This is a genomic window from Cohaesibacter intestini (assembly GCF_003324485.1).
Taxonomy (GTDB): Bacteria; Pseudomonadota; Alphaproteobacteria; order Rhizobiales; family Cohaesibacteraceae; genus Cohaesibacter; species Cohaesibacter intestini.
On record NZ_QODK01000008.1, the window covers coordinates 71,019 to 96,390 of the forward strand.

Consider the following 25,372-nt stretch of genomic DNA (forward strand, 5'->3'; position numbering starts at 1 on the left):
GCTCAATGTCGATCCTGATTTTGAATGAAGACAATTTGCGCAAGGTCGTTCCCCTCGATCTGGAAAGCATCGCCTGTGTCCGAACCGCGATCGAGAGTCTGTCTTCCGGGCAAGTGGTCATGCCGCCCATCTTGTCGATGGAAATCCCCCAGCATAACGGCGAAGTGGATGTCAAAACCGCCTTCGTACCGGGTCTTGATGGCTTTGCGGTCAAGATCAGCCCGGGTTTCTTTGACAATCCCAAACTCGGTCTGCCAAGCCTCAATGGCCTGATGGTGCTGTTCTCCGCGAAAACCGGCATCGTTGATGCGGTGTTGCTGGACAATGGCTACCTCACCGATATCAGGACCGCCTGTGCGGGCGCTGTTGCAGCACAGGCGCTGTCTCGACCGGATTCGCATGTTGCCGCGATCTATGGCACCGGTCTTCAGGCGCGTTTGCAGCTCGAAGCCTTGTGCCTCGTCCGGCCGATTGACGCGGTGCGTATTTGGGGACGCTCATTCGATAAAGCGCAGGCGATGGCATCCGAAACCGTTAACCGGCTCTGTCTGGAAGCTGTCGCTTGTAAGGACGGGGCCGACGCGGCCAGCGGTGCTGACATTCTGGTCACCACGACCCCAGCACAACAGCCTGTCCTGATGGCAGACTGGCTTGAGCAAGGCCAGCATGTGACGGCCATGGGATCTGATGCGGATTACAAGAACGAAATTGATCCCGCCTGTGTGACCAAAGCGGACCTATATGTCGCTGATCGCGTGAGCCAAACACGCAAATTGGGCGAACTGCGCACAGCCATTGCCGGTGGCTGGGTGACCGAGCCGGAGGGTCTGCCAGAGCTTTCAGACATTTTGGCCGGATCCAGAACGGGGCGCCAAAGCGACAAAGACATCACATTGTGCGATTTGACCGGCATGGGGGTGCAGGACACAGCCATTGCGACACTCGCCCATCAGCGTGCGGTCGAGCAGCAGATGGGAGCCGTTTTCTAGAACCAAAAAACGACGCATTCAACAAGACCAGAAGGAACTGAGCATGAGTATGGACCATGTGAAGCCAAGACTGTTTTTCAGTCAGGAAGAATATAACAGACGGCTGGCAAAAACGCGCAAGGCCATGGAGGCCAAAGGCGTTGATGTCATGATCTGTACCGAGCCTGCCAACATGGCGTGGCTTACCGGCTATGATGGCTGGTCCTTCTATGTGCATCAATGCGTCATTGTCACGATGGAAGGGCAACCAATCTGGTATGGCCGAACACAGGATGCCAATGGGGCCAAGCTGACCTCATATCTGGATCACGACAATATCCTGTTCTATCCGGACCATTATGTGCAGTCCACTGAGCGACACCCGATGGATCTTCTGTCTTCCATCCTGATCGACAAGGGGTTTGGCTCGGCAGCCATCGGTCTTGAAATGGACAATTACTATTTCACCGCTGCGGCCTACATGTCGCTGGTCAAGCATATGCCGAATGCCACCTTCAAGGATTGCAATGTGCTGGTGCACTGGCAACGCGCCGCCAAATCCGCGCCAGAGCTGGACATGATGCGCATTGCGGGCCGGATCGTTGAACAGATGCATGCCCGCATTCGCGATCATGCCCGCCCCGGTTTGCCCAAGCATGAGCTGGTTGCCGAAATCTATGATGCTTCGCTGCGCGGGGTGGACGGGATCGGTGGCGACTATGCGGCCATCGTGCCGTTGCTTCCTTCGGGGGCCGATGCGTCTGCTCCACATCTGACTTGGGACGAAAGACCCTTCAAACGGGGCGAAGGCACTTTCTTCGAAATTGCCGGTAGCTATCACCGCTATCACTGCCCGCTGTCGCGTACGATCTTCATGGGCAAACCGACCCAACAATTCCTTGATGCGGAAAAAGCCGTGCTCGAAGGCATGGAGGCCGGGCTTGAAATGGCCAAGGTGGGCAATGTTTGTGAAGACATATCGAATGCCTTTTTCGCGGTTCTAAAAAAATACGGCATCGTCAAGGACAACCGGACCGGCTATCCGATCGGCCTTGCCTATCCACCTGATTGGGGCGAGCACACCATGAGCTTGCGGTCTGGAGACAGGAGCGTTCTGGAAGAGGGCATGACCTTCCACTTCATGACCGGCCTCTGGCAGGATGGTTGGGGTCTTGAGATTACCGAGAGCATTGCGATTGGTGAGACGGGTCCTGAATGTCTGGCCAATGTCCCGCGTGAACTGGTCGTCATCGACTGATCAAAGCCTGTTGGGCCGATTGGCTGCATGGTGCATCCTGCCGCCAGCCAATCGGCCTCATCTCCTTTATGTCTGGAGGCAGATGTGCATCAAGTCCTGGAAAAAGCAAAAGAAATACTGGCAGTTTTGGTGGCCTTCAAGAGCCATTCCGGAGAATCGAATCTCGATATGATCGGATATATCGAGGCGCTGTTGGCCGCAGATGGGGTCAAGGCCATGCTGTCTTATGATGAGACCGGCGAGAAGGCCAACCTGTTCGCTGTCATCGGTCCCGATGTGGAAGGCGGCATTCTGTTGAATGGTCATACAGATGTCGTCCCCACCGAAGGGCAGGACTGGTCCAGTGACCCCTATACACTGATCGAGCGGGATGGGCGTCTTTTTGGCCGCGGCTCGGTCGACATGAAGGGTTTTCTCGCCTGCATGCTGGCCATGGTGCCACACTTCAAGCAGGTCAAGCTGTCCCGGCCCATTCTGATTTCTGTTTGCTATGACGAGGAAATCGGCGGATTTGGGGCGCCTGTTCTGGCCCGTGACATCATTGAACGTGGCCCCAAACCGGCGGTCGCCATCGTGGGGGAACCCACCCGAATGCATTTGGTGAACGGGCACAAGGCCGGCTATGAGTTGCGCACCGATTTTACCGGGTTTGCGGCCCATGCATCGGACCCGCGCAAAGGGGTGAGCGCCATTGAAGTGGCGGCGCGTTACGTCAACAAAATCATCGAACTGGCAGATCGTTGCTCCATCAATCCGGATCTGCAAACCCCGTTCGAGCCACCCTATACCTCGTTCAATGTCGGCAAGATCGAGGGCGGGGTCGCCAGAAACATCACGGCCAACCACTGTTCGATCGACTGGGAGCTGCGCCCCATACCCTCTGACGATGGTCGAGTGCTGCTGGCAGAGCTGCAATATTTCTGCGACACGGAGCTGTTGCCAGCGATGCGCGAGACCTATGCCGATGCCTCCATCGTGACCACGATCGAAGCCGACGTGCCACCACTCTGGGCAGATGAAGCCTCTGCTGCCGTCCAGTTTCTGCGCCGGGTGACGGGAATCAACATGAGTGAAGTGGTGTCATTCGGTACGGATGCGGGGCATTTTGAGCGGGCCGGCATCTCTTCGGTGGTCTTCGGGCCAGGGTCAATCGATCAGGCACACAAACCCGACGAATATATCGAACTATCTGAACTATCAAAATGTTTGTCATTCTTGCGTGATGTCGCCGCCGATCTGGAAGAGGTCGATTGAAGAGGGCTGCGGCAGCGGAGGGCGGAGCCGAAGAGGATTCGTCTGCCGATCCCGCACCAAGCCGAGAGTTGCTCTGAAAATCGCTAAGAATTTGGAGGCACATTCGGCCCCTGATCCCTCACACTGGGGGCCGAATGAGGAGAGATGACGATGTTAACCGCACATACAAGAAACAGGTCGGAGGCCCTTGGCGACTTGGCCAACTTGCGCCTCTTCAAGGAATTTTCCTACATCAATGGCGAGTGGGTGTCGCAATCGGGGAAGAATTCACTGCCGGTCTGTGATCCGGCTGATGGCACATTGTTGGGCACCATTCCCGCCTTGACGGCAGACCATAGCCGCAAGGCAGTGGACGCCGCACACAATGCCCTGTCTTCTTGGATGGCAAAGCTGCCACAGGAACGGGCGGCAATCTTGCGCAAATGGTTCGATCTGATCCTTGAGAACAAGGACGATCTGGCGCTTTTGATGACGTTGGAACAGGGCAAGCCGCTGTCCGAGGCCCGTGGCGAGATCGATTATGCAGCCAGCTTTGTCGAGTTTTATGCCGAAGAAGCCAAGCGTCCGAATATCGAAGGCATCACTTCGCATCTGCCTGACGGAGAAGTTGAGGTCTGGCGCGAGCCCATTGGTGTGGTTGCCCTGATCACGCCTTGGAACTTTCCTTGTGCGATGATCACACGCAAGGCGGCAGCCGCGCTTGCGGTTGGATGCACCTGTGTCGTGCATCCATCCAGAGAGACCCCATATTCCGCCACCGCTTTGGCCGAACTGGGAGAACAGGCAGGCTTCCCCGCCGGGATATTCAACATCGTGACGGGCAGCGCCGCAGAAGTGGTCGAGCCATGGACAAAGGATGCCCGTGTGAGGGCGCTTTCCTTCACCGGGTCGACCGAAATCGGTCGTTTGCTCTATGGACAATCTGCCCAGACCATCAAGCATCTGGTGCTCGAACTTGGGGGCCACGCGCCCTTCATCGTCTTTGCCGATGCCGATCTTGACCGGGCTGTCGAGTGTGCCATATCGGCCAAATTTGCCACATCGGGGCAGGACTGCCTCGGAGCGAACCGTTTTTATATCGAGCGCTCAATCTATGACGCATTTGCCGCCAAATTCGTTGCGGCAACAAAGGCATTGAGCATCGGGCGGGGACTGGATGATCCCGATATCGGGCCTTTGATGAATGACAATGCCGTCAGCAAACAAAAAGAACATGTCGAGGATGCGTTGGCCAAGGGCGCGCGGCTCTTGTGCGGTGGTCAAGTCCATGCAATGGGGCCGCTTTTCTTCGAGCCGACGGTTCTGGGCGATGTGCCAAGAGATGCATTGATCTGTTCGCAGGAAACCTTCGGACCGGTTGCAGGCCTGATTCCGTTTGATGCCGAGGAAGATGTCATCGCACTGGCCAATGATAGCGAATATGGTCTGGTTGCCTATTTGCACACCAGCGATGTCAAACGCATCTACGCCGCCTCCAGAGCCCTGCAATATGGCATGGTGGCCGTCAACCGGACTAAGGTGACCGGCGCGCCGATCCCCTTCGGTGGCATGAAACAATCCGGTCTTGGGCGCGAAGGCGCGCGACAGGGCCTCGAGGAATTCACTGAAATCAAATATGTCTGCCGCGACTTCTCTTGAAAGCCGCGACGATCCGAACCTGCGTCCAAGGGCGCCGAAATTCCAGGAGAAAGAAATGCTACAGAATGATCAGTTGGCCGAATGGGACCGGGAAAACTTCTTCCACCCGTCCACGCCGCTTGGCCAGTTCGCAAGAGGCGAGCTCAGCAATCGCATCGTGACCGGTGGCAAAGGGGTCTATATTGAAGACCGTGAAGGCAACAAGTTGCTCGATGCCTTTGCGGGCCTCTATTGTGTCAATATCGGGTACGGCCGTACCGAGGTCGCCGACGCCATTGCAGAACAGGCCAAGGAACTGGCCTATTATCACGCCTATGTCGGCCATGGCACCGAAGCCTCTATCACGCTCGCCAAGATGATCCTTGATCGTGCGCCCGATCACATGTCCAAGGTCTATTTCGGCCTGTCCGGATCGGATGCCAACGAGACCAACATCAAGCTCGTCTGGTACTATAACAACGTGCTCGATCGTCCGAAAAAGAAAAAGATCATTTCCCGCTGGCGCGGTTATCACGGGTCTGGCCTGATGACCGGCTCTCTCACCGGTCTTGAGCTGTTCCACAACAAGTTCGACCTGCCGCTAGACCAAGTCGTGCATACCGATGCGCCATATTATTTCCGCCGCGACGATCTTTCCCTGTCTGAAGCGGACTTCGTCAAGCAGTGTGCCGACAATCTCGATGCCTTGATCCAGAAAGAAGGCCCGGATACCGTCGCCGCTTTCATCGGTGAGCCTGTGCTGGGCACCGGCGGCATCGTGCCTCCACCGGCTGGCTATTGGGAAGCCATTCAGGCTGTCCTCAACAAATATGACATCCTGCTCATTGCCGACGAAGTGGTGACCGGCTTTGGTCGCCTTGGGTCGATGTTCGGCTCAGAGCATTACGGCATCAAGCCAGATATCATCACCATCGCCAAGGGCTTGACCTCTGCCTATGCGCCACTGTCCGGCTCTATCGTTTCCGACAAGGTCTGGAAAGTGCTCGAAGCTGGCACCGACAAGCTCGGCGCCATCGGTCATGGTTGGACCTATTCCGCCCATCCCATCAGCGCGGCGGCTGGCGTTGCCAACCTCAAGCTGATTGACGAGTTGAACATCGTCTCCAATGCCAAGGAAACCGGCGCCTATTTCAATCAGAGCCTGAAAGACGCGCTCAGCGACATTTCCATCGTTGGCGACATTCGTGGCGAAGGCATCATGGCCGCCGTCGAGTTCGTCAAGGACAAGGACAGCCGCACCTTCTTCGATCCGGCTGACAAGGTTGGCTATCAGGTGGCCGGTGCTCTGCTTGAGCGTTCCAAGGTCATTGGCCGTGCCATGCCTCAGGGCGATATCCTCGGCTTCGCGCCGCCGCTTTGCCTTACTCGCGAGGAATCCGACACCATTGTCGCGGCAGCCAAGGATGCCATTGAAAGTGTTGCTGCCAAGCTCTAGTCCGAGCAAGCAACGGTTTATGGCGGGTCCCATCGGCCCGCCATTTTATTTCCGCCCTGTCATGCTAGGCATGAGAGACAAATCAGTTTGTGGAGAGCAGGATGATGCCCGTGCTGGGATTGAAACTAGATGATCGTGATATCGCCATTCTCGCCATCCTGCAAACCGAAGGGCGGATCACCAAGGCGGCATTGGCCCAACGGGTCAACCTGTCCCCGACCCCCTGTTGGGAGCGGCTCAAGCGTCTGGAACAGGCCGGCATCATCGAAAGCTATGAAGCGCGCCTGTCGCTGAAGGCATTCGGAGCGCTTTCCATCATTCTGGTCGAGGTGGAGCTGGACAGCCATCGGGCGGAAGATTTCGACCGCTTCGAGTTGGCCGTGCAATCCTATCCTGAAATTCTTGAATGCTGGGCTGTTGGCGGCGGCCTCGACTATATTCTCAAAATCGTCACCAAGGATGTCGATCACTATCAGCGGCTGATTGATCACATGTTGGAGGCCAACATCGGATTGCGGCGCTACTTCACCTATGTCGTCACCAAGCCGGTCAAAAGCACCGCCGCACTGCCACTGGACAAGTTGTTCTAGGGATGCAGCAACACATGTGGCTCAAGCCAACCGCACCTCAATGATGCAGTTGGCTTGCAAGGTCATGACCGCTGCCAAGGTGCCGCAATTACGCTGATTGCTTCTGGTCAAGATGCGGCAGGATGGCGTTCAGTTGCGCAATCGCCTCTTCGGGACCTTCACCAATGAACACCAGAAATTCTGCCGGGTCATCCTGACCGCGATAAGGCACCAGTTGAACGGAACTGGGCACATGCTGGCAGACCGTCAGGCTGTCAGCATCATCAAGGCGCAACAGACCCTTGACCCGGAAAATGGTCGGCGGCAGGCCCAGAAGGAAATCCCTCAGCTGTTCTTTACTGATGCGGCCGGTCGGGCGCCACAATTGGCTGCGAATGCCATAATGGTGATGCGTGACACATTTCTCGCCATGGCCATCATGACTGCAGCCACAAGGCTCGATCTCCATGTTGGCCTCCCGGTGCTGACCCTCGAAATTGACGCCATAGAGTTCGCGGGGCGAAATGTCTCCTTCTCTCGTTTCATGCAGGGAGCAGTAGGGATTGAGCGCTCTGACTTCGTGCTTGAGATGATCAATCTGGCCACTCTCCACCAGATCGACTTTGTTGATCAGCACCGTATCCGCGACCCGGATCTGATCCTGCAGAATGGCATAGTTCGGCAGAGCGGCCCCGCCATTCAGCGCATCCAGCATGCAGGTAACCGAACAGAATTCGAGCCTGTCCTGCAGCTCGGACAGTTCGGAAAGCAGGTTGGCGGGGTTTGCCAGACCGGTTGTCTCGACGATCAGGAAGTCAGGCTGATACTGGCTGCAGATCTGGTCGATCGCGACGGTAAGATTGTCGATCAACGTGCAACAGATGCAGCCTTCGTCAATCTCCTTGACCGCATAATGCTGTCCAAGCAGGCGGGCATCGAGCCCCCTTTCGCCAATTTCGTTCTGAATGACCGCGACAAACAGATTGCGCGAGGCTTGATAGTCGATGAAATGGGACAGGAAAGAGGTTTTCCCAGACCCCAGAAAACCGGTCAGAATGATCAGCTTGGGCAATTCTTCAATGCCCATGGTGCTCTTGTCCATCGAGTGACGGGCGCCCGGCACAAGCGGATTGTTCCATTTTGCCGCGTCAAAGTCCGTACCGGGATCAGCGTCTTTCCATTGACGCGCGTCGATGTCGGCCTCTGCAATGGGCGCCAAGCCATCCTCGAGCATCCAGGTGAGCCGCAGGGCCTTCAACGGATTGTCGTCTTCCTCAACAAAGAGCTGCTTTCCATCTGCGTGGTTGAGGCGCGTTGGATGGCGCGCGCATTGCAGCCTCAAGGCCGCTGGTGCGGCTTCAAAGACATAGGAAAAGGAGGTCGCGACCGTCTCAAAGAAAGGATAGGCGAGGGACCAGCAGGGCAGGTCCTGTTCCGCCCCTTGAGGCTCGACCAGCATCTGACGTCCCGCATCGGTATCGGCATAGATGCCATCCATCGCCAGCACCCGGTCCCGCTCTGGCGCAACGAGCGACAGGGTCAGCTGCTTGTCCGGGGTGAAGCGCAGCTCCATGTCAGCAATATGGAACAACGAGGCCATGTCCGGATATTGCGGAAAATCGCGCATCATTTCGCTATATTGGTCCCCATAGACCACTATGCCGGCGGAGAGGGAAATTTGATTGAGGATCTCTTCTTCGGGATCGGGAAAATAGAAGATCGAGAATGTCGCGATACCAGTGTCGTTCGCATCAATGCAGCCTTCCGGCTTGATGCCATAGATACCTGTCATGCCGTCTATTTTCGCCGTTTGGCTCATGGGGGCCTGAGGGCAAGCCCTCATCCCGCGCCAGCCAAGACGCTGGCGGACACCAGGAATGAAATTCACCCGCATCATTGTGGCGCGTGGCAGGTGACTGGCGGCAAAGCTCGGCTCTGTCTGACAGTGTGGGGGTAACAGCTTGCTCAGTTCAATCATGGTGCTGGTCTCTGACGGATGGAAAGACAGACTGGAGGTGCAGGCCCCCAAACGGGTGGATGTTTGATGGACCTGCAGGGGTTGGGTCGGCAATTTCGAAGAACCACCAATGAACTTGCCGACCCCGGGTGAAGGTGGCTAACCAAACTTGATCTGGTCGCCATTGCCCAGATAGGCGGTATCCTTGGAGCGATGCTTGGCTGTGCCACGCACCACCGGATAGCCTGCCTGAATGAACTTGTTGGCACAGACCAGACCAGTGCAGTGATTGCAGCCGATCACGTCGAAGTCATAATTCTTCAGCGAGATGACCAGATCGTCATATTTCGGATCCCAGTCATCGAATGGCGAGATATGGAGCCCACCATAAATGCCGTAGAAGTTATCCTTCTCATAGGCCAGTTCCGTATAGGCCGTTTCGGCAAACTGGATGATGCCCTGATGGCAGCAGCCAGTCACGGAAACCAGCCCCTTGTCCTTGACGTTGCAGTAGATGGACTGCTCACCAAAAACGCGGCAGATGATCGGGATCGGGAAGACATAGGTTGCAAGACCGGGAATGATCTTGTTCAAGCCATTCTTGACCTCGATCACTTTGCCCTTGTGGCCGGAATCCTTGATATATTGCTTGCCTTCTTCGTAGAAACCTTCCGGAATGTAGATGGTGATTTCCGGATCGTATTTCAGTGTGACTGGCAAGCCCCAGAAGTGGTCAAAATGCTCGTGGGAAATGATAAGGGCTTCGATTTCCTTGTTCTCGAGCATCTTGTCGATGCCTTCGCGTTTGAAGCTTTCGTCCATCCATTTGTATGACCAGCCACTGTCGAGCAGGAACTTGCGTTTGGTGCCATCCATTTCCTCGATATCCAGCAGGGCGGCATAGCCACCAGCATTGTCAGTGCTGACCGTGTTGGCGCTGATGACCTCCCAGGCTTTCTCCAGATCATGGGGCAAATAGGGCTTGATCTTGGCGATGCCCTCGGCATAGGAGCCTTTGCCCAGCCCCTTGCCGTTGCCGAAAGGTGGCCAGTTATAGTCATACTGGTTCACCAGAAGCCCGCCTGCTTTCTTGATGTCGCCCATCAGAATGGCATTTTCGAACCAGGAGGTTTCCGAGATGTTGGTGACATTGACGCTTTTCAGCACGCCGATGTCGTTCATTTTACGTTTCACCTGCGGCAGGAAGGATTCGCGTAAGGAGGAATAGGAATAAAGTCCCATTGCTCCGAACAGGCCGAGACCGACGCCTGTGGTGGTCCCTTTCAGGAAGGTCCGACGATCAAATGACGTTGTCATTGTATATCTCCAAGTCGTTGGTCAATTAATAGAAGCTCGAGACGACTGCGTAGAATGCAGGCAGGATCGCAACCACGATGAAGTAGACGGCAACACCTGCCACGACACCGGCGCCAATGCCCCAGCCATAACCGCGTGCCGGTGCTTCGGCCGCGATGCGTGCGGCTGCTTCCGCATGCCCTTTGGCGATTTCATCATCGGTTTTGGGAACCATCTTCCACATCGGCCAATTATCCATGAACCAGTGATGGACCAGCATGATATTGACCAGCCAGATCATCGGAATCATCGGGAACTGCTGCGGATGGGAGAAGCCCTTCTGGGTACCCAGGAACAGGTGAGAGGTCTTGTAGTAGACGATGTAAAGGGCAACAGCGCCCACAAAGGAGATGAGTGTGCGAATGGCCACATTGGTTGGCATGGAATATTTGTTTGGCCAATTGTCGAAATAGAAGGCCAGCACAAGAGCGGGAACAAGCCAGAAAATGGCCATTTCACCCACATGCAACCAGCGCCAGTCCGGAGCCATTTCCCGACGGGTACCGCGCACGGCTTCGCCCCAGGTCAGTTCCTGCGCGAAATACAGGAAGAAGTTGATGCAAAGCGCGATGGCGATAATCCCGAAGAACAAGGCCATGCGACGGGCCCAGTTATTCTTGATCAGATTGAACGGATAGCGCTGCCAGATGGTTTCCACCAGCCAGACGACCACCGTACAGCACATGATCCAGGCAATATGGAAGTTGCCTGAGACGGTATCAGCGAAGTTTTCCCAATAAGGAGGGGCGATGGAGGTGAAGCTCTGCCATGGCTGATACAGGATACCCATATGGCTGTGCATCGTGACGAAATACACGATGGTGGACAGGAAGAAGGTCACCAGCAGAATGGTGATCCCGCGCACTGGCTGGGTGAGCTTGTCCCAAGGGGCATTTTCAAAGGCCACGACCCAGGCAGGCGAAAGCCATGAAGCGATGGCTGCGAACATCAGAATGGCCAGAGACGCATATTCGATCGCAAAGAAGGAGGTAATGCCTTCGAGTTTTTCAAGTTGTTCGGGGTTGAAATAGGCAAGTCCGTAATTGCCCAGCAATCCTTCAAAGAAGCCCTTGATCAGGGTGATAAGGATCAGCACAGATACCGCTGTGAGGACCACACCCTTGATAACAGGATGGGTTTGCTCAAGCCAGCTGCGTCTGAATGGCCAGAAATCAAAGATATATACCATCCAGATCATCATGATGAGCCACCAGCGGCAATACATGTAGCCCACATAAGGGGTATACATCCGCATCAGGCCTCGTGGGTCCTGAAAGATCCACCAGGTTGCATAAAAGAGAACTGAAACCAGCAAAAGGCTGACAAGGCCCGGTACTGGACCTGACATGCGCTTGGTCAGTTTGCGCTCCTCGAGGTAACCGACACCAAATCGTTCCATAAGTGTTGTCTCCTAGAACGTTCCCAGGAAGTTGGCCCGTGGTGGCGGGCGCTAGATGAAAACGTAGTCCTGTCGTTGTTGGTGGCAGTGTTGGGGCATGGTTACCAAGCGCTGCTGCCAGCAACTGTGTTTCCCTCGTTGGGGCCATGAGGGGGAAGGGGCGGCCCACTTGAGACAAAGCGGAGCCGTTGCCAAGGATGGATCGTCCCGGCTTCAACTTGTCTCAAGATTTTTAAGGCTTCAGATGGTCGCCAGCTTAAGGCGGCGGATTGGCCTGTTGGTCGGCCGCAATTACAGGGGACGTTGGTATGCCGCGCAATTTTGCCAATGCGTATGCCACATTGGAAATCTTGACCTTGATGGTCTGGCGGGACAGATCAGGATCCCTTGCTTTGATTGCCTTGAGCACCAGCACAAAGTCCGCAAACATCTTTTTGCGATCCTCTTCGGCAAAAGCGCTGAATTTGGGAAACAGGAAAGAGGAAGAAGCACAGATCTCGCAGGTGACATCATGCACAATGCGATTATCGAGCGAGCCGGCTATGATGGAGAAGAATTGCTGGGACTTCTCGCGCAAACCCGGCCAGTTCTTGTCCAGAATGGCCCGTCCGATCAGGCCTGTCACTTCTTCAAGGCGGGCAATGTCGTGTGCACTGATCACCCGCGCGGCATTGGCGAATACCGACGGCAGGAAAAGATAGGCAGCCTCAAGCTTCTCCATCAAGACAGGTGCAGCTTCATTCTCCGGTGTTTCTGCAGGTGTGTCTTCCTTGTCGGTCTCGGCAAGATAGCAGCCGCTGCCCCGGCGAATCGTGACCACTCCTTTGGCTTCCAATTGTTTGAGGACCGAGCGCAGGGTGTTGCGGCTGACAGAAAATTCTTCGCACAAAAGACGCTCCGCAGGCAGTCGCTGACCAACATGCCAGCGGCCATCGGAAATCATAGCCATCAAGCTTTCATGTAGATTGTCCTGCCGGCTCGGTTGCGACAATGCTGCATTTGAAATTGGTAGAACCAATTTCGCCTCCTCCCTTAAAGTTGTTCCCATAATCTCTCTTTTTGGGGAGAAAATAAACGTTTTTATTGGTAGAACCAATTACATGACACTGCTTCGCCGATGAGATTTTTCCCTTTCAGACTGTTGGAATGGTGCTACAATCAACGGTGGTTTCGGTATGGATGACTGCCATCCGACCCGATCAATGTGAGCGCATCGGAGAAGACAATGGGCATCACTTCCAAATTGGACAAGCATTTGGCAGGATCTTCGATTTTGTTATGGAAGATCAATTTGTTAAAGCAGTCCCTGCATGTCACAATGCATGCTGGCTGGGCTGATTTTCCCCACGATGTCGCCAAGTTGATGAAAGATCCCGCTTACCGCGAAGCGATTGTAAGGAAGAGTGATCTTGAGGGGTTGGCAAAAGCCTTGTCTTCCCTGCGCCGCGGTTTGACAGCAAGAGTGGTCTTCCAGATCGGAAACAGCGACAATTCGACCCATTGGTGCCTGCTGGTCGGTAATCCCCAGCAAGGCGTGTTCGATGAGATCTACGGCTCACTTCTTTGCATCGATATGAAACTGATCGGACCGGGGCGCGCGGGAGCGCTGTTGGGGGAGGATGCAGGGCCTGCACAGCATCCGGTTTCAGATCAGCAACTGTCTTCCAGACATCTGGAGGCGCTGCAGAACCGTCTTGCCTCTGGCAACGGCCTAATCGACCGGTTGCAGGGGATTTGCAGTTGGGACAATTCCAATGCCTTCGACTCGCTGCTTTTCTCCGATGTGCAGCAGGCCGAGGACAAGGTGGTGGTCTATGGTGCGGGAGCTGCCTTTGCGGACCTGAAGGAAGGCGGAGCCTATCCCTATGAGGGCACGATTGCCGAGATGATCGTCTCGCTCAATCTTGACCACATGATCGTTGAAGATACGATGGAAAGCCTGAAGCCGATCGACTGGGCGCTGTTCGTTCCCCAAGGCATCCGCTCTTATTTTGCCGTTCCGACATTTGCGGGGGGCACCATCCGAGGGGTGCTCATTTTCTGCTCGTCCAATGCCAACCAATTCTCCGAGGAACAGAAGGATTTCTTTGTTCAGATCGCCAATGTGGTTTTTTCAACGCAGAACCTTTTCAGCGAACGATAAAGGCAACGGAGCTGTGTCATCCTGTTATCCCCTGAGACGGTTAGCCTCAGGGGACCGGAGCGGTTGTCAGGCCGGGTCCGTCACGCTGTTAGCGAGAATGGATCGTCCAGAGGTCCTGCCAATATTGCAGCTTGGCAAAGTCCTTGTCCGTTGTCTCCGAATTGGTCACATGCAGCTGGTCAACAACCTTCGCGACACCTGAGCCTTCTTCTGCTGGCATGTCCGTGTTGATATTGGTGGCCATCTTGCCATCAATCAACTGCGGTCCCATGCCTTCCCCGCGCATCATGTAATGCACAAACAGCTTGGCCGCATTTGGACTGTCCGTGCCACTGGCAATGACTGCCACACGCGGTGTCAACTGACCGGCCCATGGTTTCATGCCATCACAAATGGCCATCTGGTAGCCATACTTCTTGCGGAAAATTGCGGCACTGAGGAAACCGAAATGCGGGTCTTTGAGGCCGGGTGAACCGACAACCGGCCCCACTTCGCTGTCCTTGCGGGTGACGTTCGGCTGATTGGCGGCAAAGCGTTTGACCCATTCACTGGTTGCGCTTTCTGCATCCTTCGGCAGGTCCTCGTTGAAGTGAGCCCGATAGGCTTCGGCCATCAAGTCATCCTGATTGGTCTCGATCTGGTTGAACCAGAACATGGTCTCGTTGCGAAGCAGCGGATCGGGGATGCTGACGCGCCCCTTCCATTCTGGATCGGTCAATTGCCAGATATTCTTGATCGGGCAGCTGTCGCCATATGTCTCGGTATTGTAGGCCCAAACCCAAGGATTGAGGCTGGTGATGGCTGGCTTCTGATAGATTTTTGGTGTGGTTTCAAGTTGATCGGGTGGCATCCAGCTCACACCGGCTCCGTTGACCAACAGCTGAGAGGTGACAGAGGGAAGATTGCTCATGTTGAACACATCATGTGTGACATTCTTTGCAGCAAACTCACGTTGCAGGATCAGCTCCTGCTCCTGACCGCCGAGCTTCACGCCGGTGGCTTCAAGGCCATATAGCTCGGAGAAATTCTTTGCCATTGTCTTGATTTTGCCGGTTGCATCGACAACCACGATGGGCGGTTCCTTGCGAGCGGCCTCAATCAACGCCTCCAGCGAGAAATTCTCGTCGGAAATACCCAGTTCCGCTGCCATGGTTGGCAAACTGGCCATGGTCCCGCACATCAGCGCAAGAGCCAATCCCGTTTTGCGTGTTTTTCTCATTAGAACAGTCATGTCATTCCTCCTAGTTTTGACATTTGTGGATGGGGTCAGACGCGGTGATCCGATCACCGCCTGTATCGAAAATGTGCAGATCGCGCAGGCCGATCGCCATGTGAACGGACGCACCGATCGACAACGCGTCCACCTGGCGCTTCAAGGCGAACAGGCGCGTGCCATCGATGTTTAACTCGACAATCCAGTTGCCCCCGGTGGGAACCAGATCGAGAATTGTGGCCGAACAGCTGGCAAGCTCCTCAGGCACCGCCACGCCTTGGGCGAAAAGCTCAATGGTTTCAGGCCGAATGCCAACCGATCCAACCTTGGCAGGATCGAGCGGCGCATCCGCCCAGATCGCCTTGACCCAGTCATTGAGCAAGGGGTTTTTGGCGAGATCCGATGTTTCGAGAATGTTGATCGGCAGGGTGCCGACAAATTCGGCGACGAACCGGTTGGCGGGACGGTCATAAATGTCCTCAGGTGGCCCCACCTGCTGCAATCGACCCTCATTCATCACCGCAATGGTGGTTGCCAGTGTCATGGCTTCCCACTGATCATGGGTAACGAAGATGAAGGTCGACCCCAGTTCGGTATGGATCCGTTTTAGCTCGGCGCGCATATCAAGGCGCAGCTTGGCATCAAGATTTGAAAGCGGTTCGTCCAGAAGGATCACGTCCGGACTGACAGCAATCATTCTGGCAAGGGCGACGCGCTGCTGCTGGCCGCCCGAAACTTCCGAAGGGTATCGGTCTTTGAACTGGTAGATGCCGAGTGTTTTCAGAACCTTCTCGATGATTGTCTCGCGTTCTGCAGCTGCGACCTTCTTGATCTTCAGGCCGAACTCGATATTTTCCTTGATCGACATGTGTGGCCAGAGGGCATAATTCTGGAAGACCATGCCCAGATTGCGCTTTTCAGCTGGGACAAATATGCCATCCTCGGTCGCATCAACCACCCGATTGCCAATCTGGATCTGACCTGATGTCAGATTTTCAAGACCGGCGATCATCCGCAAAGTCGTCGATTTGCCGCAACCCGAAGGACCAAGAAGACAGAGAAATTCGGACTCGGGAATGTCCAGGTTCAAGTCTGCCACGGCCAAGGGGCCGCCCTTGCTGTAGGCCTTGTTGGCATGTTGAATGTTGATGTTGGTCATGTGATTATCCTCCAATGCCACTGGCTAAATTGCTCTTGCCGACCTTCTGGCCGATCCATGTGCCGACAAAGGCAACGATGCAGATCATGATCGAGACGGCATTGGCTGCTTGGGTGTAGCCGAAATCGACAAGGCGCACGGCGTAGGTTGTGAGAAGGTCTGTGCCGGGAACGGCCAGCAGGATCACCAGACTGAGCCCTTTGATGCCCGAGATGAAGGGCAACAGAATGCCGGAAACCAGAGCCCCGCGATGGATCGGCAAGACGATGGAGATCGCACGGCGCCACCAGCCTGCCCCGGTGATGCGAGCGGCTTCTTCCGGGTCCTTGCCCATCTGCATCATCGCCGCGATGCCGGCCCGTGAGGCAAAAGGCATCTGGCTGGCCAAAAGGGCAACCACGAGAATGTATCCGGTGCCATAGAAGGACGGGATCGGACCACGCGGGACTGCGAACATGGAGAGATAGGCCGCTGCAAAGGCGATGCCGGGCACAAGATAAGGCAGGAAGGTCACCTGCTTGAGAAAGGCACCCAGAATGCGAAGGGGCGAGCGCGCCACGATGTAGCCCACCAGCAACCCGAGCAGGCCCGCCCCAATCGATGCAAGGCCAACCATCCATACGGTGTTCCAGGCCGCCATCCAGAAGTCAGGCGTGATAAGGATTCCCTGCGGCAAGGCCGTGGTCAGCAGATCCTTGCCAATCCAGAAATCGAGCGTGAAATTCTCCCGCGTGAAGACACCCGGCATGCGCATGATCGTTGTCAGGAACAAAGCCACCATCGGAACGACTGCGCCGATGAAGACAAAGCTGCTTGCAAAGCCGAAAGCGGGCCATTTCCATTTGCCCAGTTCGGTGGTGCGATGCAGGGACCCCTTCGAGCCAATCGTGACGAAGCGCTGGGCAGCCTTGAGCAGCTTCATGTCGATCAACACCGAAGTAGCCCCCAGAATGACGATTGCGCCAGCAATGATGGCCGACATGCCGCTTTGGCCGGTCGATATGGTGCGCAGCAGAGAGGTTGCCAGCAAATCGAGTTTGACCGGTGCGCCGATAATGTAGGTGACACCCACATCCCCTAGACATTTGGCAAAGACCAGAGTGGAGGCCGATATGATCGAGGGTCGCAACAAGGGGAAAATGATCTTCCGGGCCACAACCAGCGGGCTGGCACCGAGGGTGCGGGCCGATTCTTCCATCTGGCTATCGAACTGGCGCAGCGCATTGCCCACCAGAAGGATGACAAAGGGGACATAGTGAAGCGACAGAATGACCGCAATGGGAAGGAAGCCATAGGCCAGCCAGTTGGGCGGTGTGAAGCCCAGGCTTTCAAACCAGCCCGGCAGGCCCCCCATGGTCCGGTTCTTGAAGATCGTCATCCATGCAAGGGCGAAGGTCCAGGACGGCACCATATAGGGCACGATCAGTGCGGTCGAAAACCAGCGCCGCCCCAACAGATCTGTGCGGCTGACCAGCCAGCCCAGCAAGCCACCAACCAGCAGGGTGGCACAAATCACGATCAGCGAAATCAGGGCCGTGTTGCCGAGGGGAATCCAGAAGATATATTGAGCAATTCGAGAGAAAAGCGCCCGCTCGATATAGTAGGTTGTCAACGCGCCTTCGGGCAGACCGGTTCGTATCTGATCGGCGAAGTCAACGGTGACAGCATCCCACAGCATGAGCAGAACAGGCGCCAGAATGAAATAGGCGGCGATGATGGCAAGAAGCAGTCCGAGCATTGCCGTCGGGTCGCCTGCCCAATTGCGTGAATGGTACCAAAGGCGCTTGGCTTTTCTCGCAAACCTCCCGGGTTTTGCAGTAGTCGCGTTGATTGCTGACACGGTATTTTCCTCAAAAAGAGTGAGCGGTAGCGTTCAGCGCTGGTAAGGCGCTGTTGAATTCGGCTGTGCGGGACGAAAAGAGGGGCTAGTCCGGTTTGAGCCTGGTCATCGAGACAATGGTTCGAACGGCTTCCCAATCTGTCTGGTAGTGAACCGGTATGAACCTGTTATCCCCCTGAAATGCTTTCGACATTTGCTGCGGGAAGGTGAAGTTGAAAAAGCAGCTCTTCAGCTTTTCGGCCAGACCGGGTTTCAAATCATGGGCCAGAGCAAACGAGGAGGTCGGGAAGAGGGGACTTTTGTAGAGAATGCGAAAATCATCTTTGTTGATGCGTCCCCGTTCTGCCATCCGAACAAAGACATCGGAGGCAACGGCCGCCATTTCATAATCCCCACCAAGAACGCCAAGGATTGATTGTGCATGCCCGCCTGACATGATCGGGTGGTAATCCTTGCCCGGCTCCAGACCATGCTGAGCGAAATAGAATTTGGCCGCATGATTGCCGGAGTTCGAGCGCTTCGTTGTGTGGGCAATGCGCATGCCGGCCAGATCCTTGAGGGAATGGAACGGGCTGTCGGCCCTGACGATGGCAATCAGGTGATAGCCGCGCATGCCCTCGGCCGTGCCCTTGGCGGCAAAGGGATGGGCCCCCGCCATGTTCACAGCCGCCACCGTTGCCCCGGTGGCAAAGCCCGCAAAGTGCAATCGACCATTGGCAAAGGCGCGCACCTGAGCGATTTCCGATTGCACTGGATAATAGACGATTTGGCGACCGACGCATTTGGCAAGATGACGGGTAAAGGGTTTGAACAAGTCGGCATAGATGGCCGCATCTTCAATCGGGGTGTAGGCCCATACAAGGGTTTTGGGGTCCTTGAGGGCATTGGGGTCTGTTGGCATGTCGGCCAATAGGTCACAGTTGGCATCTGTGAAATTTGGCGCTAAATCTGCCTTGATGGTGCACGGCTCTTGCGCTGCCACGGGACCCACCCCGCCAAGCATCGCACAGGCAACCAAAACCAGACCGCACCAGATTTTGCGCAGGACTTCCACTCCCAATCTCCTCCCCAATCTCCTCCAAGATTGCCAATTGCATGGCCTTATGGAAATCACTATGCAACACAGTAGCTGTCAAAGTCCTGTCAGAAGGAGAATATGATGAAAGTCCTGGTCGTAGAGGATGCCGAGGATGTGGCCTTCGCCATTTGTGAAAGGCTCAAAACGCGCGGAAATCGGCCAGAACACTGCGCGCGCGGCGACGAAGCCATCGACATGATCAAGCTTGGGGACTATGACGCGGTCATTCTGGATGTCAACTTGCCCGGAGCCAATGGATTCGAAATTCTCGCCTCTCTGAGGGCAGAAAATATTGATACGCCGATCGTCGTTTTGACCGCACGGGATCACATTGGTGACAAGGTCAACATGCTCGATCTGGGGGCCGATGATTATATGGTCAAGCCCTTTGCGCTGGAGGAGCTGGAGGCCAGATTGCGGGCCATTGCCCGGCGCAATGAAGGGCGTGCCAGCCCGGCCCTTGCCGTTGGCGATCTGAAACTGGACCAATCGGCACGCTCGATTTCATGCGATGGACAGCCGCTGGATCTGGGGTCGCGCGAGGTTCAGCTGCTGGAATATCTGATGCAGAAGCCCGATCAGACGGTTTCCAAGGAACAACTGGTTGCCAAACTGTTCGGTTATGACGAAACTGGCTCACCCAATGCCGTCGAACTTCTCGTTTCGCGCTTAAGAAAGAAGCTGGAAAAATCGACCGTGAAAATTGTCACGCAACGTGGGGTCGGATATCAGTTGCAGACCTCGGACATGAAGTGATTTCAGTGCGATACTCGATCCAGAAACGCCTGCTCAAAAGCGCGATGCTTGTCCTGATCGCCGTCGGCGTGATCTCTGGATTCATCGTCCTTCAGCTCTCAAACACGGCGTCCGACGAGGCGCACGACAAGGTGCTGGGCGCGGCGGCTCTGACCATCGCGGAGACCATCAGTTTTGGCGAGTCCGGTGTAACCGTTGACCTGCCCTATGCCGCCTTTGCGATTTTGGGTACGTCTGGAAAGAACCGGATTTTCTATCGGGTGGTCGCGCCCGATGGTACCACAGTGACAGGAACTCCGGTTCTGGGCATTGACCAGCCAGCCTTGAGCGTCAATGAAAGCCGCTTCTTCGACAGCCAGTATCGGGGCGAGAATATTCGTGTTGTGCAAGTTGCCCATTTCTTTCAGGGCAGGCGGGGGGGCGGTTGGTTCAATGTGTTTGTTGGCGAAACCCGTGAAGCCCGCAATCAACTGGCCACGCGACTGGCGTCCTTCGCATTGCTTCCCGCCATTCTGGCGACCATTCTGGGCTTGGTTCTGATCAGTTTGGCCATTCGCAGTTCCTTTTCTCCCCTGCGTGCCATTGAAACCTCCATTCGTCACCGCAATCCCACCGATATGTCGGCGATTGATGTCGACGTGCCCCTTGAGGTTGAAACGCTGGTCGGGTCGATCAATCAGTTCATGGCAAGATTGGAAGCAACGCTGGAAGGGCTGCGGCAAGTCACCGCGGATGCCGCCCATCAATTAAGAACACCTTTGGCTGCTGTCAGAGCGCTTTCAGAACTGGCGCTGGATCAGGATTTGCCTCCAACCATGCGCAATTACATGTCGCGTATCAACAAGAACGCCGTTTCTGCAACGCAGTTGGCAAGCCAGTTGATGACGGAGGCCCAGTTGCTCCATTCCCTCGAGACGGAGCGGTTCAAGCAGATCAATCTGACGCGTTTGACTCGCAAGGTAGCCGAGGCAACCATTGCCGAAATGCGGTTTCAGGCGGCGCTTCCAAACATCGTCTATCCGCAGGAAAATGACCCGGCCTGTCTTGTTGAAGGCAACGAGGCCGCAATGGGCGAACTCATCAAGAATCTTCTGGTCAACGCCATCCTGCATGGCGCAGGGCCGATCGATTTGTGCGTTTGGCAAGATGGTTCCCATGTGCGGCTGGCAGTGAAGGATCGGGGGCCGGGTATCCCGGAAACAATCAGGGAAACTTTGTTCGAGCGCTTTGTGAAAGATCCAGACAAACAAGCGGGCACAGGATTGGGTTTGGCGATCGTCAAACAGATCGTTACAGCGAGTGGTGGCCGCGTGTGGCATCGCAAACGGGAAAAAGGCGGTCTGGTGATCGAATTGCAGTTTCCTGCCAGTCCTCTCGGCAACAAACTTGGGAAGGGCAGAAAATGACACGCACCTTGATGGCCTTCATGTTCAGTTTCCTCGCTATTTCGCTTCCCTGCAATGCGGAGCAACTGATCGGCGAGGTGCGTCTGGCTGGCACAATATCCCAGACGCGGATGCAGCCGGCCATTCAGGCCATGCAAGCCCATCCCGAAATGAATGGATTGCTTTATCAGCAAATGCGGGCCGGTGAAATCATCTCGAACTTCGCCAGCATGGGAAGCGCAAGCCAACCAATCGATCTGGCAGTGCTGCCGACGCCCGATTCCGGTGTATTTCTTGCCAATGAAGGGCATTTGAGGGAACTGCCAACCGGGCTCAATGCTGATCCGGGCGCACATTGGCGCAGCGAAGTGATCACGCTCTTCTTTGATCCGTCCGTTATCGTCATGCGCAAGGGTCTTGCCTCTCCATCGGACCAACCGCAAGACCGCATGGAACTGGTTCGGTTTCTGGAAAAACACGCCAAGAGGCTCGAGGAACGGGTTGGCCTTGTCAATATCGGTCTCGACAGGCAGAGCTATGCCTATGCTGCACAGGACCAATTGAGATCGCCGATTTTCTGGCAGCTGGTACAAGCTTTCGGGCGACTGAATGCCCGGATCTACGGATCCAACGCCGAGCTTGTTCTGGCCATCGGAGAGGGAGAGATCGATCTGGCCTACAATGTGCCTCTGTCCGAGGTCGCATTTGCCAATCAGGATGATCTGGTCGTCCTGTTGCCCAAAGACTATATCATTTCGCTGCCATGGGTGATTGTGGCGCCATCGAAGACGGACAATCCGCTGTTGCTGAACGTCCTGTCCGATTTGCAGTCGCAGGTCTCGCAGAAACGGTTTCCCAATAAGCGCTTTTGGCAGTTTTTTGAAGATGACAAGATCCCGCAAACCCAGAAGGTCAAGATTGGACCGGAACTGCTGGTTTTCCTTGATCCGCTCAAGAAAAACCGGATCCTCGATACCTGGTTCCAGATGGTCACCAACCAATAAGCAGGACGCTTGCTGGCTGTTTATGAGGGCGTCGTGGGGAGAGCAAGAAAAACAGCGACCTGTCGTGATCAGTGCGATCTGACGTCAATGTCCAAGGTCGCAAACAACTCTCTCTGTTCCGCGGTGATGCCGGAATCGGTCGCCAGAATATCGATCTGGTCAATTGTTGCGAAGGAGGCAGTTCTGACCTTGCCGATCTTCGTTGAATCCATGACCAGAATGTTGGACTCCGCGCGGGACATGGCCATCTGCTTTATTCTGACTTCAAAGAAGTTGGAGCAGGTCAACCCGTTCTGAAAATGCAGGCCGCCAGCAGAGATAAACGCCTTGTTGATCCCCATCTTTGCGAGCAGCTCAATCGACTCGTCACTGGCAAAGGACGCCGAAGCGGGATGATACTCCCCCCCCAGCAAAATGATTTTCGCATTGGGCATTCTGCAGACGATATCGGCGATATTGATCGAGTAGCAGATGATTGTGAGCGGGAGGATCGGCGCAAGATTCTTCGCCAGATAGGGCAGGGTCGTGCCGCAATCGATGAAGATGATGTCGCCCGGTTCGATCAGGCTCGCAGCACTGGCGCAGGCTTCGCGCTTGGCTTCGACATTGGTGAAATTTTCGCGCTGAAGAAAATAGTCGCGACTGGATGGCTGATCCATGCTGCTGACGATATAGCCGCCCAGAAACGAAAACTGGCCATCAGACCCTGCAATATCTCTACGGATTGTCATTTCCGACACATCAAGCAAGCTGGCAGCGTCCTTGAGATGCAAAGCCCGGCCATCTTCCAAGGACTTTGCGAGCTTTAGAAGACGCATCTGTTGTCGTGTTTGTGCCATCGTTTCTATCGAGATCCACTAATACGCACTGATTCTGCAGCAGTCCGCAGCATTAAGTCACATGGCTGTCTGCGTCAAAGTAACTTTCTTTTTGTGACTATTATAACATTTTTGACTTTACATACCGCCATTTTTGATGTCAATCTGTTATTAATGTAACAAAAAAAGTTGCATGCATCACATAGATTAACAAATAATCAAGGGATGCTGGCAGCAATATGGGAGATTCTCAGCATGGCAAGCCTAGTGCCGAATCTGGAAACAGCCGATTTGGCTGGTTACATCGACCACACCATTCTGGCACCACAAGCCACGGTTCAGGATGTAGAGCGGCTGTGTCAGGAGGCCGTCGAACATGGTTTTTGTTCGATCTGCGTCAATCCGGTTCATGTGCCTTTGGTGGCCGAGAAGCTTGCTGGCAGCAAGGTGCTGACCTGTTCGGTCATCGGCTTTCCGCTCGGTGCCATTCCCACAGACCTCAAATGCGCGGAAACCCGTTGGGTCGTCTCCCAAGGCGCGCAGGAAGTGGACATGGTGATTGCGGTCGGCCATCTCAAATCCGGCAATGACGCTTATGTCCGGGACGATATTGCTGCGGTGAAAGAGGCCTGCGGCTCAGCGGCGCTAAAAGTCATCATCGAGACCTGTCTTCTGACAGATGACGAGAAAAAGCGCGCCTGTCAGCTGTCCAAGGAAGCGGGAGCCGACTTTGTCAAGACCTCGACCGGTTTCATGTCAGGCGGCGCCACGTTGGAGGATGTGGCGTTGATGCGTGCGACCGTTGGTCCGGATATGGGTGTGAAGGCATCGGGTGGCGTACGCACCCGGGAGGATGCCGTCAAAATGATCGAAGCTGGTGCCAATCGGCTTGGTGCAAGCTCTGGAGTTGCCATAGTTTCCGGCCAGTGATTTGGCCGGTTTTCATCGCACTTTGTTGGGTGGGGTGAAGGTGAAATATCGACAAGAGTAAAAACTGACAATCCATGGGAGGATTATATGAAGTCTCTTTTCTCATCTTTGTTCTTAGCAGCGGCGCTGGTGACCGCTCCGGCTCTGGCCGAAGGGCCTGTCGACACCAGTCAGGTTCGCAAGGACATCTATAAAGACGCAACCGGCAAGGAATATTCCATTGCCACAGTCGTGAAAGTGGACGGGATTGCCTGGTTCGACCGTATGCGTGATGGGGTCAAACAGTTTGGCGAGGAAACCGGCCATGACACCTGGATGCTTGGGCCAAGTCAGGCTGATGCCGCCGCTCAGGTTCAGATTGTCGAAAACCTGATCGCTCAGGGCGTTGATGCCATTGCCATTGTTCCCTTCTCTGTGGAAGCCGTTGAACCTGTCCTGAAAAAAGCCCGCGATCGCGGCATCGTTGTCATCGCGCATGAAGCCTCCAACATCAAGAATGCCGACTATGTTCTGGAAGCATTTGACAACCATGCCTATGGTGCCAAGCTGATGGAAGTTCTGGGCGGCTACATGGGCGGCGAAGGCAAGTATGCAGCAACGGTTGGCAGCTTGACCTCCAAGTCACAGAATGAATGGATCGATGGCGCCATCGATTACCAGAAGAAAAACTTCCCGAAAATGGAGTTGGCCACCAAACGTCTGGAAACCTATGACGACGCCAACACCGACTATAACAAGCTCAAAGAAACTCTGACCACCTATCCTGATCTCAAAGGGATCGTTGGCGGCCCAATGCCTACGTCTGCTGGCGCAGGCCGTCTGATCAACGAACGGGGTCTGAAAGACAAGCTCTTCTTTGCAGGCACAGGTCTTGTATCGGTTGCTGGCGAATATCTCGGCAACGGCGATATCCAGTATATCCAGTTCTGGGATCCAGCGGTTGCTGGCTATGCCATGAATGTTGTGGCTGTGATGGCTCTTGAGAAAAAGAATGCCGAAATCAAAGCCGGTCTCAATCTCGGTCTGCCAGGTTATACCGATCTGATCACGCCTGTCGAAGACAGCCCGAACCTGCTTTATGGTGCAGGCTGGGTCGGCGTGACCAAAGACAATATGTCTGAATATAACTTCTGATCCTGCAAGCCATTGGGCAGCGCCTGTCGCGCTGCCCTTTTTTTATCTTGTTTCCAATTCCTAACCGTTTGGGATGAG

General features: G+C 55.1%; 21 protein-coding genes. 12 read left to right on the forward strand and 9 right to left on the reverse strand.

Features of this window, described 5'->3' with window-relative positions; all coding sequences use genetic code 11:
- The first annotated feature begins 5 nt into the window (after window positions 1-5).
- The 6 genes from eutC (at window position 6) to DSD30_RS20055 (ending at window position 7,143) form a co-directional block, all read left to right on the forward strand.
- A complete protein-coding gene (gene eutC / locus DSD30_RS20030; protein WP_114011531.1) occupies window positions 6-989 on the forward strand; it encodes an ectoine utilization protein EutC in 984 nt (327 codons plus the stop codon).
- 49 nt (window positions 990-1,038) lie between these two features.
- A complete protein-coding gene (gene doeA / locus DSD30_RS20035) occupies window positions 1,039-2,226 on the forward strand; it encodes an ectoine hydrolase DoeA (RefSeq protein WP_114011532.1) in 1,188 nt (395 codons plus the stop codon).
- An 84-nt stretch (window positions 2,227-2,310) separates the two neighbouring features.
- Window positions 2,311-3,480 carry an acetylornithine deacetylase gene (argE, locus tag DSD30_RS20040; RefSeq protein WP_157967797.1) on the forward strand — a complete coding sequence of 390 codons (1,170 nt, stop codon included), beginning with the start codon at window positions 2,311-2,313 and terminating at the stop codon, window positions 3,478-3,480.
- A gap of 144 nt (window positions 3,481-3,624) precedes the next feature.
- Window positions 3,625-5,118 carry an NAD-dependent succinate-semialdehyde dehydrogenase gene (locus tag DSD30_RS20045; RefSeq protein WP_114011534.1) on the forward strand — a complete coding sequence of 498 codons (1,494 nt, stop codon included), beginning with the start codon at window positions 3,625-3,627 and terminating at the stop codon, window positions 5,116-5,118.
- 55 nt (window positions 5,119-5,173) lie between these two features.
- Window positions 5,174-6,553: an aspartate aminotransferase family protein gene (locus DSD30_RS20050; RefSeq protein WP_114011603.1), complete on the forward strand. Its 1,380-nt coding sequence runs from the start codon at window positions 5,174-5,176 to the stop codon at window positions 6,551-6,553.
- 101 nt (window positions 6,554-6,654) lie between these two features.
- Window positions 6,655-7,143: an Lrp/AsnC family transcriptional regulator gene (locus DSD30_RS20055; RefSeq protein WP_198663078.1), complete on the forward strand. Its 489-nt coding sequence runs from the start codon at window positions 6,655-6,657 to the stop codon at window positions 7,141-7,143.
- Between the two features lie 88 nt (window positions 7,144-7,231).
- Here DSD30_RS20055 and DSD30_RS20060 read toward each other — a convergent pair whose 3' ends face one another.
- The 4 genes from DSD30_RS20060 to DSD30_RS20075 form a co-directional block, all read right to left on the reverse strand.
- Window positions 7,232-9,100, reverse strand: coding sequence for a CobW family GTP-binding protein (locus DSD30_RS20060; RefSeq protein ID WP_157967798.1), 1,869 nt, complete (start codon window positions 9,098-9,100; stop codon window positions 7,232-7,234).
- A 138-nt stretch (window positions 9,101-9,238) separates the two neighbouring features.
- Window positions 9,239-10,396 (reverse strand): MBL fold metallo-hydrolase, encoded by a 1,158-nt coding sequence (locus DSD30_RS20065; RefSeq protein ID WP_114011536.1) that lies wholly within the window; start codon window positions 10,394-10,396, stop codon window positions 9,239-9,241.
- 25 nt (window positions 10,397-10,421) lie between these two features.
- Window positions 10,422-11,834: a hypothetical protein gene (locus DSD30_RS20070; RefSeq protein WP_114011537.1), complete on the reverse strand. Its 1,413-nt coding sequence runs from the start codon at window positions 11,832-11,834 to the stop codon at window positions 10,422-10,424.
- 256 nt (window positions 11,835-12,090) lie between these two features.
- Window positions 12,091-12,882 carry a FadR/GntR family transcriptional regulator gene (locus tag DSD30_RS20075; RefSeq protein ID WP_114011538.1) on the reverse strand — a complete coding sequence of 264 codons (792 nt, stop codon included), beginning with the start codon at window positions 12,880-12,882 and terminating at the stop codon, window positions 12,091-12,093.
- Between the two features lie 243 nt (window positions 12,883-13,125).
- On the opposite strand from DSD30_RS20075, the gene DSD30_RS20080 reads away from it, so the two are divergent.
- On the forward strand, window positions 13,126-13,977 hold the full coding sequence (locus DSD30_RS20080) for a GAF domain-containing protein (RefSeq protein WP_198663079.1): 852 nt from the start codon (window positions 13,126-13,128) through the stop codon (window positions 13,975-13,977).
- Between the two features lie 88 nt (window positions 13,978-14,065).
- Here the strand turns inward: DSD30_RS20080 and DSD30_RS20085 are convergent, their stop codons facing one another.
- The 4 genes from DSD30_RS20085 to phnD all read right to left on the reverse strand — a co-directional run bounded on the left by DSD30_RS20085 (window position 14,066) and on the right by phnD (window position 19,243).
- Entirely contained in the window at window positions 14,066-15,208 is a 1,143-nt protein-coding gene (locus tag DSD30_RS20085; protein ID WP_114011540.1) for an ABC transporter substrate-binding protein, read from the reverse strand.
- A gap of 10 nt (window positions 15,209-15,218) precedes the next feature.
- Window positions 15,219-16,349: an ABC transporter ATP-binding protein gene (locus DSD30_RS20090; RefSeq protein ID WP_114011541.1), complete on the reverse strand. Its 1,131-nt coding sequence runs from the start codon at window positions 16,347-16,349 to the stop codon at window positions 15,219-15,221.
- Between the two features lie 4 nt (window positions 16,350-16,353).
- Window positions 16,354-18,087, reverse strand: a complete 1,734-nt coding sequence (locus DSD30_RS20095; protein WP_114011542.1) for an ABC transporter permease — start codon at window positions 18,085-18,087, stop codon at window positions 16,354-16,356.
- Window positions 18,088-18,274: 187 nt separating this feature from the next.
- A complete protein-coding gene (gene phnD / locus DSD30_RS20100) occupies window positions 18,275-19,243 on the reverse strand; it encodes a phosphate/phosphite/phosphonate ABC transporter substrate-binding protein (protein ID WP_245418559.1) in 969 nt (322 codons plus the stop codon).
- A 105-nt stretch (window positions 19,244-19,348) separates the two neighbouring features.
- Between phnD and DSD30_RS20105 the strand changes: the two genes are divergently transcribed.
- Genes DSD30_RS20105 through DSD30_RS20115 form a run of 3 tightly spaced genes read left to right on the forward strand, consistent with a single transcriptional unit; the run spans window position 19,349 to window position 22,412 of the window.
- On the forward strand, window positions 19,349-20,023 hold the full coding sequence (locus DSD30_RS20105) for a response regulator transcription factor (RefSeq protein WP_114011543.1): 675 nt from the start codon (window positions 19,349-19,351) through the stop codon (window positions 20,021-20,023).
- Window positions 20,020-21,429: a sensor histidine kinase gene (locus DSD30_RS20110; protein ID WP_157967799.1), complete on the forward strand. Its 1,410-nt coding sequence runs from the start codon at window positions 20,020-20,022 to the stop codon at window positions 21,427-21,429. Before DSD30_RS20105 ends, DSD30_RS20110 begins: the two co-directional genes overlap by 4 nt.
- Window positions 21,426-22,412 carry a type 2 periplasmic-binding domain-containing protein gene (locus DSD30_RS20115; protein ID WP_114011545.1) on the forward strand — a complete coding sequence of 329 codons (987 nt, stop codon included), beginning with the start codon at window positions 21,426-21,428 and terminating at the stop codon, window positions 22,410-22,412. The genes DSD30_RS20110 and DSD30_RS20115 overlap by 4 nt, the downstream gene beginning before the upstream one ends.
- 68 nt (window positions 22,413-22,480) lie before the next feature.
- Here DSD30_RS20115 and DSD30_RS20120 read toward each other — a convergent pair whose 3' ends face one another.
- On the reverse strand, window positions 22,481-23,230 hold the full coding sequence (locus DSD30_RS20120; RefSeq protein WP_245418560.1) for a DeoR/GlpR family DNA-binding transcription regulator: 750 nt from the start codon (window positions 23,228-23,230) through the stop codon (window positions 22,481-22,483).
- A 255-nt stretch (window positions 23,231-23,485) separates the two neighbouring features.
- On the opposite strand from DSD30_RS20120, the gene deoC reads away from it, so the two are divergent.
- Window positions 23,486-24,160 carry a deoxyribose-phosphate aldolase gene (gene deoC, locus DSD30_RS20125; protein WP_114011606.1) on the forward strand — a complete coding sequence of 225 codons (675 nt, stop codon included), beginning with the start codon at window positions 23,486-23,488 and terminating at the stop codon, window positions 24,158-24,160.
- An 87-nt stretch (window positions 24,161-24,247) separates the two neighbouring features.
- The gene (locus DSD30_RS20130) at window positions 24,248-25,294 is read left to right on the forward strand and encodes an autoinducer 2 ABC transporter substrate-binding protein (RefSeq protein WP_114011547.1); all 1,047 of its coding nucleotides are present in this window, start codon (window positions 24,248-24,250) and stop codon (window positions 25,292-25,294) included.
- The last annotated feature ends 78 nt before the right edge of the window (window positions 25,295-25,372 follow it).

Bases quoted from the DNA above. Each gene is read 5' to 3' on its own strand.
- DSD30_RS20095 (WP_114011542.1), bottom strand. From the start codon at position 18,087: ATGCTCGGACTGCTTCTTGCCATCATCGCCGCCTATTTCATTCTGGCG.
- doeA (WP_114011532.1), top strand. From the start codon at position 1,039: ATGGACCATGTGAAGCCAAGACTGTTTTTCAGTCAGGAAGAATATAAC.
- DSD30_RS20085 (WP_114011540.1), bottom strand. From the start codon at position 15,208: ATGACTGTTCTAATGAGAAAAACACGCAAAACGGGATTGGCTCTTGCG.
- DSD30_RS20045 (WP_114011534.1), top strand. From the start codon at position 3,625: ATGACGATGTTAACCGCACATACAAGAAACAGGTCGGAGGCCCTTGGC.
- DSD30_RS20115 (WP_114011545.1), top strand. From the start codon at position 21,426: ATGACACGCACCTTGATGGCCTTCATGTTCAGTTTCCTCGCTATTTCG.
- DSD30_RS20105 (WP_114011543.1), top strand. From the start codon at position 19,349: ATGAAAGTCCTGGTCGTAGAGGATGCCGAGGATGTGGCCTTCGCCATT.
- DSD30_RS20090 (WP_114011541.1), bottom strand. From the start codon at position 16,349: ATGACCAACATCAACATTCAACATGCCAACAAGGCCTACAGCAAGGGC.
- DSD30_RS20070 (WP_114011537.1), bottom strand. From the start codon at position 11,834: ATGGAACGATTTGGTGTCGGTTACCTCGAGGAGCGCAAACTGACCAAG.
- deoC (WP_114011606.1), top strand. From the start codon at position 23,486: ATGGCAAGCCTAGTGCCGAATCTGGAAACAGCCGATTTGGCTGGTTAC.
- DSD30_RS20060 (WP_157967798.1), bottom strand. From the start codon at position 9,100: ATGATTGAACTGAGCAAGCTGTTACCCCCACACTGTCAGACAGAGCCG.
- DSD30_RS20130 (WP_114011547.1), top strand. From the start codon at position 24,248: ATGAAGTCTCTTTTCTCATCTTTGTTCTTAGCAGCGGCGCTGGTGACC.
- DSD30_RS20065 (WP_114011536.1), bottom strand. From the start codon at position 10,396: ATGACAACGTCATTTGATCGTCGGACCTTCCTGAAAGGGACCACCACA.
- DSD30_RS20120 (WP_245418560.1), bottom strand. From the start codon at position 23,230: ATGCGTCTTCTAAAGCTCGCAAAGTCCTTGGAAGATGGCCGGGCTTTG.
- DSD30_RS20075 (WP_114011538.1), bottom strand. From the start codon at position 12,882: ATGGGAACAACTTTAAGGGAGGAGGCGAAATTGGTTCTACCAATTTCA.
- eutC (WP_114011531.1), top strand. From the start codon at position 6: ATGTCGATCCTGATTTTGAATGAAGACAATTTGCGCAAGGTCGTTCCC.
- DSD30_RS20050 (WP_114011603.1), top strand. From the start codon at position 5,174: ATGCTACAGAATGATCAGTTGGCCGAATGGGACCGGGAAAACTTCTTC.
- DSD30_RS20055 (WP_198663078.1), top strand. From the start codon at position 6,655: ATGATGCCCGTGCTGGGATTGAAACTAGATGATCGTGATATCGCCATT.